The 11246-nt window shown below is 46.7% G+C and carries 13 protein-coding genes; 7 read left to right on the top strand and 6 right to left on the bottom strand.

Annotation, left to right across the window (positions count from 1 at the left end; all coding sequences use genetic code 11):
• Together V6C93_RS01615 and V6C93_RS01610 are read left to right on the top strand one after the other, a co-directional pair.
• The coding region (locus V6C93_RS01615; protein WP_333474893.1) for a sensor histidine kinase at positions 1–1755 on the top strand (1755 nt) is incomplete at its 5' end.
• A 49-nt stretch (positions 1756–1804) separates the two neighbouring features.
• Entirely contained in the window at positions 1805–2326 is a 522-nt protein-coding gene (locus tag V6C93_RS01610; RefSeq protein WP_333474892.1) for a DUF937 domain-containing protein, read from the top strand.
• 107 nt (positions 2327–2433) lie between these two features.
• On the opposite strand, the gene V6C93_RS01605 is transcribed toward V6C93_RS01610, so the two are convergent.
• Positions 2434–3432 carry an Hpt domain-containing protein gene (locus V6C93_RS01605; protein WP_333474891.1) on the bottom strand — a complete coding sequence of 333 codons (999 nt, stop codon included), beginning with the start codon at positions 3430–3432 and terminating at the stop codon, positions 2434–2436.
• Between the two features lie 1072 nt (positions 3433–4504).
• Positions 4505–5365: an alpha/beta hydrolase gene (locus V6C93_RS01600; protein ID WP_333474890.1), complete on the bottom strand. Its 861-nt coding sequence runs from the start codon at positions 5363–5365 to the stop codon at positions 4505–4507.
• A gap of 298 nt (positions 5366–5663) precedes the next feature.
• Here V6C93_RS01600 and V6C93_RS01595 point away from each other — a divergent pair, with 298 nt between their 5' ends.
• Together V6C93_RS01595 and V6C93_RS01590 are read left to right on the top strand one after the other, a co-directional pair.
• Positions 5664–5978 (top strand): WGxxGxxG family protein, encoded by a 315-nt coding sequence (locus V6C93_RS01595; protein ID WP_333474889.1) that lies wholly within the window; start codon positions 5664–5666, stop codon positions 5976–5978.
• A 31-nt stretch (positions 5979–6009) separates the two neighbouring features.
• A complete protein-coding gene (locus tag V6C93_RS01590; protein ID WP_333474888.1) occupies positions 6010–6321 on the top strand; it encodes a WGxxGxxG family protein in 312 nt (103 codons plus the stop codon).
• Positions 6322–6545: 224 nt separating this feature from the next.
• On the opposite strand, the gene V6C93_RS01585 is transcribed toward V6C93_RS01590, so the two are convergent.
• Positions 6546–7178, bottom strand: coding sequence for a phosphoribosylanthranilate isomerase (locus V6C93_RS01585; protein WP_333474887.1), 633 nt, complete (start codon positions 7176–7178; stop codon positions 6546–6548).
• A gap of 158 nt (positions 7179–7336) precedes the next feature.
• Here V6C93_RS01585 and psaK (V6C93_RS01580) point away from each other — a divergent pair, with 158 nt between their 5' ends.
• Positions 7337–7618: a photosystem I reaction center subunit PsaK gene (psaK, locus tag V6C93_RS01580; protein ID WP_333474886.1), complete on the top strand. Its 282-nt coding sequence runs from the start codon at positions 7337–7339 to the stop codon at positions 7616–7618.
• A 90-nt stretch (positions 7619–7708) separates the two neighbouring features.
• Here the strand turns inward: psaK (V6C93_RS01580) and V6C93_RS01575 are convergent, their stop codons facing one another.
• Positions 7709–7867: a hypothetical protein gene (locus V6C93_RS01575; RefSeq protein ID WP_333474885.1), complete on the bottom strand. Its 159-nt coding sequence runs from the start codon at positions 7865–7867 to the stop codon at positions 7709–7711.
• A 1-nt stretch (position 7868) separates the two neighbouring features.
• Between V6C93_RS01575 and psaK (V6C93_RS01570) the strand changes: the two genes are divergently transcribed.
• Positions 7869–8147: a photosystem I reaction center subunit PsaK gene (gene psaK / locus V6C93_RS01570; protein WP_333474884.1), complete on the top strand. Its 279-nt coding sequence runs from the start codon at positions 7869–7871 to the stop codon at positions 8145–8147.
• Between the two features lie 259 nt (positions 8148–8406).
• Positions 8407–9606, top strand: coding sequence for a site-2 protease family protein (locus tag V6C93_RS01565; RefSeq protein ID WP_333474883.1), 1200 nt, complete (start codon positions 8407–8409; stop codon positions 9604–9606).
• Positions 9607–9812: 206 nt separating this feature from the next.
• On the opposite strand, the gene V6C93_RS01560 is transcribed toward V6C93_RS01565, so the two are convergent.
• Both V6C93_RS01560 and V6C93_RS01555 read right to left on the bottom strand, forming a co-directional pair.
• Positions 9813–10583, bottom strand: coding sequence for a biotin/lipoate A/B protein ligase family protein (locus V6C93_RS01560; RefSeq protein WP_333474882.1), 771 nt, complete (start codon positions 10581–10583; stop codon positions 9813–9815).
• A gap of 50 nt (positions 10584–10633) precedes the next feature.
• Positions 10634–11137 carry a YbjN domain-containing protein gene (locus V6C93_RS01555; RefSeq protein WP_333474881.1) on the bottom strand — a complete coding sequence of 168 codons (504 nt, stop codon included), beginning with the start codon at positions 11135–11137 and terminating at the stop codon, positions 10634–10636.
• Positions 11138–11246 lie beyond the last annotated feature (109 nt).

The raw sequence follows: 11246 nt of genomic DNA, 5'->3' as shown, positions 1-11246 counted from the left end.
GGTATTGCTGTACTAGGAACTACGGCAGGATTCGTAGTCGGAGATTACTGTCAACAAAAGGCGAGATTAGAAGAAAAGAATGCTCAAGAAGAGATTCGTTCTCTTCAGCACTTGCAAACGATGCTATTACACGCACAATCTCACCAACAAAACTACTTTAAATCAGCCAAAAACCCAGAACGATTGCAGGAAGATTATAATCATTTAATAGAGCATATAAATGAATTTAACCAGGCTTGGGCTACCTTTAAAGCATCTTATGAAAATCCGAAAAAGGTTAATCCTCAAGATAGACCTGGTGAACTCGCACTTTTTAAGCGAATTGTAACGACGAATGACCCATTTGTCAAAGAATATTTTCAGCGGACAGTAGTTATTTTAAAGCAAATGACTTCACCTACTTTGAAGTCAGAAGAAAGAGAGAATGCTCGCCAAAAACTTTTAAATTCGAGCGATAGCGCTTTGGACGATAAGGTTGAGAATCTTATAGATACTCTAACCGATCTGATTCATTTTGCCGATAAAGAATATGAGCAATCCAGGGCAGAGGCAATCGCGGCAGACCAAATTCGGCTGAGAATTATTACTGGCAGTATCTTGTTTTCAGTAGCGATTGCCATCATTTTAGCGATTTACACCAGTCGTGCGATCGCACGTCCGATTCAAGCGACAACAAAAGTTGCCCAGCAGGTCACTCAGGATAAAAATTTCAATTTACAAGCACTCGTTACCACTGAAGATGAAGTCGCAGATTTAACCATCTCTCTGAATCAGCTCATTCTACAAGTGAATCAACTTCTTGAGGCACAAAAGACGGCAAACTATTCCCAGCTAATTCATCAGGAAAAAATGTCTAGTCTGGGACGAATGATTGCCGGAGTTGCCCATGAAATTAGTGACCCGGTTAACTTTATTTATGGTAACTCCGCTTATGCAAGTGAATATATTAAAGACTTGTTATCCCTACTAGAAACTTACACAAGCGAGATTCCTTATCCTCCCCCAGCCGTGCAATTAAAGCTTGAGGAAACCGATTTTAACTTTATCAAAAAGGACTTGCTGCAAGTTCTACATTCGATGAATTCGGGTGCCCAACGAATAGCTCAGATCATTTTGAGCCTGAAAGATTTTTCTCGATTGGACGAAGCCATTGCACATCCAGTTGATTTACATGCCTGTATCGATAGTACCTTACTTATTCTAGACAGTCGCATCAAGAGGAATATTACCGTGATTCGCAATTATGGCAATATTCCAGAGATTAAAGGCTATGGGAGCCTGTTGTATCAGGTATTTATGAATCTATTGAGTAATGCAATTGATGCTTTAGAAGAGGTGAAAAACGAAAAACAGATTACGATCGCAACAGAACTTGAGAATGAGAACTGCGTGGTTGTCAAAATTACGGATAACGGTTCCGGCATCTCTCCAGAAAATCAGGCCAAGATATTTGATGCCTTTTTTACCACCAAATCAACAGGTGTAGCGACAGGGTTGGGTTTAGCGATTAGCCATCAAATTATTGTCGAGAAACATGGCGGCAAAATTACCTGCAACTCTCAGGTAGGAGTGGGGACTGAATTTGCGATCGCGCTTCGCGTGGTGCCAGAGGCATTCGCACTTCCGAGTCAACAGCAATCGCTTGGGTATGGGGGACTGGATATGAGAGTATCACAATACGCCTCTACAGACTGGACATTAGGCACACAGAACCGAGTGCCAGAGGAATCGCGCAAGAAGAAGTTACCTGCTTGAACGCTAGGATTAGCTATACTCTGTAGTTGGCGAAAACGGAGGAAAAATCATGAGCTTGTTCGACCAAATCCTCGGTGCGATCGATAATCCCTCTCAGCAAGCAAGTCCTGGTCAGATCGGCGAGATTCTCAGTACAGTTCAGCAGTTAAGTAATAATGCTAATACTGACCCCTCAACCATCCAATCCGTCTTATCGGTTGTTGGAAGCTATGCTCGCTCTGCGCTGCAAGAAAAGCGAGCTAACGAGGGTGAACAGCAGACTCAAGAATTTGTCAATCAATTCGGCGGTACTCAGCCTAGCACTCAAGCCGTCCAGTTGCTATTCAGTACTCCTCAAATCCAGCAGATGGTTCAGGAAGTCGAAGGCCGGACGGGTTTAAGTTCGGGTACGGTTCAAGCTATGTTGCCGATGCTGCTTCCCTTAGTGTTAAAGTTCCTGCAAACGGGTAGCAGTACTTCACAAGGCCAAGGGTCAAATCCCGTTCTGAATACGTTTTTAGATGCTGATGGGGATGGCGATGTCGATATCGCTGATGCTTTAGGGATGGCAGGACGCTATTTTGGACAGTGAAGGTTGAAGGTTGAAGGTTGAAGGTTGAACGTTGAAGGTTGAACGTTGAAGGTTGGAATTCATCAACCTGCCAACCTACCAACTTCCAACCTCTTCTTCCCAATCCCCTAAGATGGGGAGCGAGTGGCTTGAGCCAGTAACTTAACCAGTTGCACGAGTTGCGGTTTATCAAACGCTTTGACAAGCACCTTGGCGGCGGCTTTGGGTTCCAGCGGTAGGGTAATCTGTTTTGGCGTAGTACTAGTTGCTTGTGGTGCCGCCGCTGGTTTCTCCTTTTCCTTAGCGGGAGTAGCTGTTGGTGCTGGTGCACTAACCGTAGCTGCTGGTGCTGTGGCGAGTTTCTGCAATTCTGGACTGGGCTTGAGTTCACTGGCTTTTCCGTGTTGCAACTTATCGCTAGCTACCTTGAGTTCCTTAATCACGATGGGGGCTAGCGCCGGATAGGCATTTTTAGGATTTGCGATCGCTTTATAGGAAACTTGAATCAGCCCTTGCCAAGGTTTAATCCCCGCCCCTAACTGTACTAAACGCTTGCACATCGTCTGAAGTTGTTGGCGACTGGCTGGTGTATCCGCTTGTTTAAATAGCTGCAACATCTGTCTCAAAATTTCTGTTACCTGAGGCGCAAAGTTCGCGGGAAGCGACTCTGGCTTTTGCCTATCCGAGGCAGGCGCTGCACTAGTACCACTCACTAAGCGGTTGAGGTACTCCTGTAACTTGGCAAACTCTGGTTCTGCCGCTTGCATCTTTTTCTGGGCGTCCTCTTCCCGCAAGCCAAACGGCCCTTGCAGCTGTTCGATTAAGTCTTTCAGGGTATCGTACCCCTGTAGAAATAAAGTCTCCAGCTTTTGGTCAACCTTGATGGTATTTTCTTTGAGAATTTTAAACGAATCCTCTAAGCGGTGCGCTGTTTTCTGAATACTGGCAAAGCCTAGCATTGCCGCCCCTCCCTTCACAGAGTGGGCAGCGCGAAACATTTCATTCACCCGCTCCGGATCTTGCACAACCGTGCGCAGATCTAAAAGCCCCTTTTCCAGGGTGTCGAGGTGTTCTTTTGCTTCCTCGATGAAATAGCCTAAAATCCTCTGCTGATTCCCCGCATCCACGGCAGTTTTTCCTAGATTAGAACAGTTTTGTGTATTCAGGTCTGCAAGGACTACCTCGGTCGATGTTGGTACCGGGCAGTATCAAGCAAAAGCTTTGCCAAATCTACCAGTGAGACTCCATTTTTTTAGAGTACCTCCAAACTGGCTCATGCTTGTTCCTAGTAACAAGAGTTTGGCTTGGCTGAAGGTGTTTAGATTGTTAGTGTAGCGTGGCAGGAATAACTAACCCGCTACAATCCCCCCTTCTCTTCTCTGAACTGGGATACACGGTACACGCAAACTACGCAAATGCGTAATGTTTACGTCCTACTAGCTCCTAGGGAGCCATTCCGCTAACCCTATCACACAAGCTCCGGTCTCCTTCTTCTCTAAGGTAGTGGTCAAAGAGTGATGCCCAGATACACTCAGGCGGAAGAATGGTGTCATTGGCTATGACATGGGGACGCGGAATAGGACACTCATAGAGATATCATGAATCAATTCTGTAGCCAATGGCTCAAGGGTAGGTAAGCTTGCTGAAGCGCGTTATACCATTTTTGATTTTAGATTTTGGAATGCCGATAAGCTTAGCATAATCCTTCGCCGCTCTGGAAAAGCTCTGGGACACGAACACGAGGGATTCAATAAAAAACCCCCAGCAGCAAGCCGAGGGTAAAATTGAAGGAGCTTTTATGTCTTTCTTCTTCGCTCGAATTTTTGCTACATCCGCACAAATTGAATCAAAGAATAATTAGAAGGGTTAAGGCTATTCCGCAATTTGTCACAATTGTAAAAAAATATGTATAAAATACAAAATCTTGCTTGATGATAGAAGTTATAGCTAATTCCCAATTGCAGAGTAAGGACACTCTATCCTCAGTCCATCATGAGCTGTGCGGATTCCCAAAAACACCTGAAATTGCTTTACCCTCACAGGCTAAACCATTTGGATTTTGGATTTTGGATGGTTTAACCCTTGCTAGTCCGGGGTTTCAGAAAGTTAAATGTGTTAAGTCTAAACCCAAAGGGGATAAATACCTTTACAATTTTTCGCACCCAGTTAACCGCTGGAAGAATGGGGACAACATAGAAGCTATCCCGCCAGGAACTCGCGCATATACTGATTCACTAATTCCGGCTTTTCCTGCTGCACCCAGTGGCTACAGTTGGGAATGTAGCGAAGTTGGAAGTCTCTGACGAATTCTTGCGTCCCGTAAGTCAACTCTTTACCCAACGCTGTGTCCTCCTCACCCCAAATCATTAAAGTTGGTACATCGAGTAAACTCCAATCCTGTTGTCGAGCACTGGTGAAAATATTGCGGTAATAGTTAACCATCGCCGTCAGTGCACCACGCTTCGCCGCCGCATCCTTGTAGGCTTCGATGTCGGCTGGAGTGAAGGCGTTTTGATCAATCGCCATATTCACAAACGCATTGCCTACTGCTTCGTAGTCGAATGACTGCAACCACAATTCCGGTAGTATGGGCATCTGGAAGAAGAAGACATACCAGCTGCGCATCAACTGCTGGGGAGTCCGCAAGCCTTCCACAAATTTGGCGGGATGAGGAATGTTCAGCACAATCAGCCGTTCTACCATGTTCGGGTGAGCATAGGTAAAGTTCCATGCGATCGCACCACCCCAGTCATGAGCCACTAACACGCAGCGCTCATATCCCAATCCTTTAATCACACCCTCAACATCTTTAATCAGTTCACTCATTACATAAGCGGATTGCTCTGGCGGCTTGTCGCTATCGTTGTAACCGCGCAGATCGATCGCAACCACCTTATAATCCTTCGCAAATTCTGGAATTTGGTGACGCCACGAGTACCAAAACTCTGGAAATCCGTGCAGCATCAGCATCAGCGGCCCTTCACCTTGGGTGACATAATGCAGCCTTATGCCATTGCTGAAAATATAGTTATGTTGCCACATTCCTTCGAGTACAGCCATTACTACCTCCTCAGCTTTTTCGGTAATCCTATCAACTTTATTTATTCTGGTTCAAAAGGCTCCTTTGAGGTGAGATGTCTTTTAAATAAGGGGATCGCCTTAGGGAATGTCTTTTGCCGAGATTAAGTTTTTTTACTCTCCTCTTTTAGAGAGACTGATCGATTGGCTTTTCTATCTCCTGAGTGGAGGCAACAGGAGTTTAGGGTTTATGGCTAAAGATTGATTCAACTAATTTTTGCGCAACCTAAGCTTAGGGAGATTAGAAACAGCTTAAGACAAAACAAAAGGAGATTAACTCATGAAGCTTTCTAAGGTATCTAAGGTGGTTAGCGCTGGTGCGATCGCTGCAAGTTTAGCTATTTTCCCTTTAACGGTTCCTGCACAAGCTCAAACCCAAAATCAAAATACAGCTCCTGATACGACCTCCAGTCAGCAATCTGGGGGTGTGAGTACTGCTAATACTGACAATACTGATGATTTTGACTGGGGCTGGTTAGGTCTACTAGGTCTAGCGGGTTTAGCCGGTTTACTTCCTAAAAAGCGCCAAGAAACAGTTCATTACAGCACCCAAGACCCTGATGTAGTAGCTCGTTCTCGCTCTGATTATCGGTAGCCCAGTGGTTTTAAAAGAGGAGGATGTAATTATGAAGATTTCTAGTGTTTCCAAATTCATTGGTGCTGGTGCGATCGCCGCAAGTTTAGCTATTTTCCCTTTAACGGTTCCTGCACAAGCCCAAACCCAAGATACGGCTCCTAACTCCAATACCTACAATCAGCGAACTGGAGATGTGGATGCCACTAATACTAATGATGACTTTGACTGGGGTTGGTTAGGTCTACTCGGTTTAGCTGGATTAGCGGGTTTAGCTGGTAGAAATCGTCGAGAAACCGTACAGAGTCGTTCTATGCATGAGCCGGAAGTAAGTGTCCGTTCTGGTTCTGACTATCGGCGGTAGTCAATTTATAGGTTTGGGTATGGGGCAAGCGCTACAAACCGAATGGTAGCTGTGTTCTGAGACTCTTAGGTGGGTAGCCTTTATTACTGGATGCGGGTCTAGTGGTTACCTAGTTTGAGAATCAGTAAGCAGCTATCTGCTCCATAAGGCAACAGTACCTCTCGGAGTCTAATAAGGGGGGTGCTGTTGTTTTGTGGTGTGGGTAGGCAAACTTTGCATAAAGCCTAACTCAAGCTACGCAATCGCTCAAACAGCAAGGTGACTTTGTCTAAATCTTTATCTCCGGGCGATCGCTCCACGCCACTCGATAAATCAATCCCACTGGGTTGCAACTCACTTAATGCGTCTAAGATGTTATCCGGCGTCAAGCCACCAGCCAGTAACCAAGGGATGTTAGGGCGAAATTCCCGCAGAGTCTCCCAGTCTAAGGTTTTACCCGTACCTCCTAGCAGTTGAGGATGGTAAGCATCGAGCAAGAGCGTATCTACACAATTAATGTAAGTCACCGCCCGATCTAAACAGTCTGGCGTCTTCACCCTCACAGCTTTGAGAATTTCTATCTCAGGCAGAGCATAGCGTAACTTTTCGCAAAATTCGAGGGATTCAGTGCCATGCAGCTGGACGGCACTCAAACCTGCGTGGGTCACAATTTGACAGATTTCTTCACAAGCTGCATCGGCAAATACACCAATACAGTCTATCGGTACGACTAACTGCTCCCTGACTGCCCGAATTTGACCCGACGTCACGTAACGCGGAGAGGCTGGCACACAGATAAAGCCGAGGGCTGTTGCTCCGAGTTGTGCGATCGCCTGACCTTGCTCTGGTTTGGTAATACCACAAATTTTGACCCGCATGGTCATCCTTTATTAAACTTTGCTGTTTTTGAGGTTTTGTTTAGTTTTATATCAAAAACTGAGGTAAAAGTGTTAATTCTTAAAACAACTTGTGAAATTGTTACTAAACCTTTTTATGATTTTTTTGTTCGGATCGAATTCATCAACCAAGGAAATCAATGTTTATTAACTCACTTTTATTCGCCGCTGTCCAAGCTACTGTTCCCACGACACCAGAGTGGAGTCCTAGCGTAGGGCTAGTCATGGTTTTGTGCAACTTGTTTGCTTTCGCCATTGGTCGCTTCGCCATTCAGAAAAAAGGAGTAGGCCCAGATTTACCGGGTTCCAAGCCTGCGATTTTAGCCAACTTTGGCATTCCTGAACTCTTGGCAACCACCAGCTTTGGTCATATCCTGGGCGCTGGTGTGATCTTGGGACTGAGCAACGCAGGTGCTCTTTAGAAGCATAAGCTGCTCCACATTTAGTTTGTACTATCGTTGTTGTTAAACATCCTGTGGGATGGGCATCTTGCCTGTCCCAACGGCAGGAAGCTAAATGTGGAATAGCTGAGTATTACTATTGATGAAGTTGTCTAAAACGTCCTTTTCGTGAACCGCAATCATTCGCAAGGCAGACGGGAGAACGGCTGTTACTCGGTAGCCTTCTGGTATTGGACTTGTATTTAGGTTGATCACGAAAGGAGAAGACATCTTGATTTATTCAATTTTACTGGCAGCAGTACAGGAAACCGTCCCCGCTACACCTGCCGCGAGCGGGAATCAGTTCCTGGTGATGGGTATTTGCATAATCCTTGGCCTGATCATTGCCCGTATTGGTATTCAGAACAAGGGCAGGGGGCCTTCCCTATCCTTACTAGAGCCAGTTTTGGGTAAAAATTTTGGTGTCCCGGAATTACTAGCGGGTATCAGCTTCGGTCATATCTTGGGAGTGGGTTCCATTTTAGGGCTGACCAACACTGGCCTGTTCTAAACAACGCTTCCTGTCGAGGAAAATAAATAAGTCTCGAAAGACGCCCAACGCTTGGGCAGCTTGCTGCTCAACCTGGGCGTTTTAATTTTGGTCGTATCCTGGTAATCAGAGGCACTATCTGGGCTTCGATGTCGCGGACGTAGCGCAGCTTGATTTGAGATAGCATGAGCCCACAAGGACGGGGCATGAATCAAAAATTCTTTTAATCCAAAATCCAAAATCCAAAATTGGGTCAAACGTCGAAGGAGGGGAAAATCTGATGCAGGCAAACTGGCGAATTGGCTCTTTATTCGGAATCCCGCTGTTTTTAGACCCGTCGTGGTTTTTTATCTTAGCGTTGGTAACCCTGATTAACGCCTTGGATTTCTCCGGACGTTTCGAGTTGGTTTTAGCCTGGAGTGCTGGGTTGGCGATGGCACTATTGTTGTTTGCTTCAGTGCTTTTGCATGAACTGGGTCATAGTTTAGTGGCGCGATCGCAAGGTATCAAAGTCAACTCCATTACCCTGTTTATCTTTGGCGGGGTGGCGTCCATTGATCGCGAATCAAAAACGCCCGGTCAAGCCTTTCAAGTGGCGATCGCTGGCCCAGCTGTGAGCTTTGCGCTATTTGGTTTACTCTATTCACTGGCTCAGGTGTTGCCGAACGAGAGTATCGCAGAGGTTTTAGCCCTAGATCTGGCTAACATTAATTTGATTTTAGGGGTATTTAACTTAATTCCGGGACTGCCCTTAGATGGGGGACAAGTTCTGAAAGCGGCGATTTGGAAACTGACGGGTAGCCGTTTTCAGGGGGTGCGTTGGGCAGCCCAAACCGGCAAAATATTGGGGGGAGTTACGATCGCGATCGGGCTATTCCTGATACTTAAGGAGGGTCAACTCTTTGCAATTTGGCTAGCGCTGATTGGTGGGTTTGTCTTCCGCAATGCCACGGCCTACGAGCGATTGACCACTCTACAAGAAGCCTTACTCCAGGTTACGGCATCAGAGACTATGACCCGTGAGTTTCGAGTCGTGGATGCCAATCAAACCTTGCGCTCCTTTGCCGACGAGTATATCCTGGCAGACCTTCAGACCCCAATACCCTACTACGGGGCTGCTAATGGGCGTTATCGCGGTTTGGTGGCGATTGAGGATTTACAGGTTATCGAGCGCAGCCACTGGGAAATTGAGACTCTAGAGAGTATTGTGCACCCCTTATCCGAAATTGCCACCGTGGAGGAGAAGACTCCTCTGGTAGAGGTGATTAAGCGCCTGGAAACCGAATCGCGAAATCACTTAACCGTGCTCTCCCCAGCCAGTGCCGTCTCTGGTGTGATTGATCGGGGCGATATTGTTCGTGCTGTCGCCAAAAAACTGAATATGCTGATTTCAGAGACGGAGATCAAGCGGATTAAAGCGGAGAATACTTATCCTCCAGGGTTGCAACTATCACAGATTGCACAGGCGATCGAGGATTAGCTGTCCCAAGAGATTCGATGGGATACAAACTGTATTTTACGGGGCGGTGACAGAGCTTCACAAAAACTTTCGGTTTGGGGAGTCGGGAGTCGTGAGTGGGAATCCGGAGATGAGAGTGAGATTGCCTGGATTTAGCTTGAGTCTATCGGCTATTAAGACTATGAGCTGATGCCAAACCTCCACAGGTGCATCCCACTAATTAAGTGTTATAGGCTTAAGGGCGGCAATGCCCCAATCTCTTGCCACTCCACCTCTGATAAAGGTTGCGTGACTAACTCAACGTCAAAACAACGACAGGCAGATTCCGTTAGCGCTTCTATTACAGTCTGAATGAGGGCGTCTCCCTGCTGCTGAATGGGGAACTTGACTGGAGGCGGGGCTGGTTCACCAAAAACTTGGGTAAATAACTCGGTATCTCTTGACAAACGCAGGGAACCATGCTGTAAAGTTGCATTTCCCCGTTGCAACTGAGCGCTACCAATAAGCTTATAGCCCTCAACCGAGAGTAAATCAGCGCCTGTAGCTGTGCCAAAACAGCTAGGATTGTGAAGATATTCGCGTCCCGCTGAACCATAGTGGAGTTCCATACCCAGCGATCGCCAACCTTCAATCAAAAACTCACAAATCCTTTGATAGATGTCCTGGCGCTTGCCCGTCAGCCCGGATGTAACCACCATGTAAGTTAAATCTCCCTGGTGCAGCACAGCGCGTCCCCCGGTGGGACGGCGCACCACAGGGACTGGTTTTTCTTCCCAAGTGAGCTGCTGCCAGGAAGCAGGCCATCGGCGTTGATGATAGCCTAATGAAAGGGTTGGTGATGCCCAAGTGTAAAATCGCAACACTGGAGGCTGCTTTCCTGCTTGGTGCTGCTCCAGGAGCCAGCGGTCAATGGCCATCTGAACCTGTCCCGACGCCCGCAATAACGGAATCAAGCGCCAGGATGAGGCAGGATGTGGCATGGAGTTGGCTTGATGCATCTCAAGCTCTCAAATTGCACGTTCAGGCTGACGAGTACTCATCACAGGCTCTACGCTGCACCAAACTCAGCCTGTAATGCGTCGTCGTTGTCATCTGCAATGGTGGCTACAACCGTAATCGCACGAGAAATTTCTCCTGGCGCGAGTTCGGCTACAGTTCGCGACGATAATACCACCACTTGGCTATCGAAAATAGCAAAGCGGGATTCAAAAGTATCAGACCAGTTCATTTCTAGTAGCTTGCGCATTAACTCTGGCTCATTTTTAGCAGGAAGCGGAAGCACCGAAGACCAAACGGCGAAGGTGTCATCATCGGTAGAACCACTAAGTTGCACAAACACTTCAACACTACCGTACTTAAACTTCCACATGTAGCCGTCTTCGTTATGGCTCACCATCGCGGTGTTTTCTTGATCGAGGCTGGAAATCACAGTTTCGATGATTTCCACATGGTTGACGGTAGTACTATCCTCAACTAACTCAGTAGCAACGATCTCTTCTGTTGACAAGGTTTCGGTAGAGAGGGTTTCGGGGTTTGGCTCTTGGGTCGTCATAGGCTTGAGTGGTTTCCTCCGATTGGGATTTGCTCAAAACCCAGTATCCCCCGTGAGTGAACTTCTTGGTAGATCGGAGTTTGCCTTAATTTTAGAAAAAATTAGGCAT

The organism is Allocoleopsis sp. (assembly GCF_036703385.1).
Classification (GTDB): Bacteria; Cyanobacteriota; Cyanobacteriia; order Cyanobacteriales; family Coleofasciculaceae; genus Allocoleopsis.
Note: the sequence above shows the minus strand (reverse complement) of the source record. Positions and strands in the feature narration are given on the sequence as shown.

What these genes read in the sequence shown, in the direction of transcription:
- V6C93_RS01610 (WP_333474892.1), top strand. Translation starts at nt 1,805, where the DNA reads ATGAGCTTGTTCGACCAAATCCTCGGTGCGATCGATAATCCCTCTCAG.
- V6C93_RS01600 (WP_333474890.1), bottom strand. Translation starts at nt 5,365, where the DNA reads ATGGCTGTACTCGAAGGAATGTGGCAACATAACTATATTTTCAGCAAT.
- V6C93_RS01595 (WP_333474889.1), top strand. Translation starts at nt 5,664, where the DNA reads ATGAAGCTTTCTAAGGTATCTAAGGTGGTTAGCGCTGGTGCGATCGCT.
- V6C93_RS01590 (WP_333474888.1), top strand. Translation starts at nt 6,010, where the DNA reads ATGAAGATTTCTAGTGTTTCCAAATTCATTGGTGCTGGTGCGATCGCC.
- V6C93_RS01585 (WP_333474887.1), bottom strand. Translation starts at nt 7,178, where the DNA reads ATGCGGGTCAAAATTTGTGGTATTACCAAACCAGAGCAAGGTCAGGCG.
- psaK (WP_333474886.1), top strand. Translation starts at nt 7,337, where the DNA reads ATGTTTATTAACTCACTTTTATTCGCCGCTGTCCAAGCTACTGTTCCC.
- V6C93_RS01575 (WP_333474885.1), bottom strand. Translation starts at nt 7,867, where the DNA reads ATGTCTTCTCCTTTCGTGATCAACCTAAATACAAGTCCAATACCAGAA.
- V6C93_RS01565 (WP_333474883.1), top strand. Translation starts at nt 8,407, where the DNA reads ATGCAGGCAAACTGGCGAATTGGCTCTTTATTCGGAATCCCGCTGTTT.
- V6C93_RS01560 (WP_333474882.1), bottom strand. Translation starts at nt 10,583, where the DNA reads ATGCATCAAGCCAACTCCATGCCACATCCTGCCTCATCCTGGCGCTTG.
- V6C93_RS01555 (WP_333474881.1), bottom strand. Translation starts at nt 11,137, where the DNA reads ATGACGACCCAAGAGCCAAACCCCGAAACCCTCTCTACCGAAACCTTG.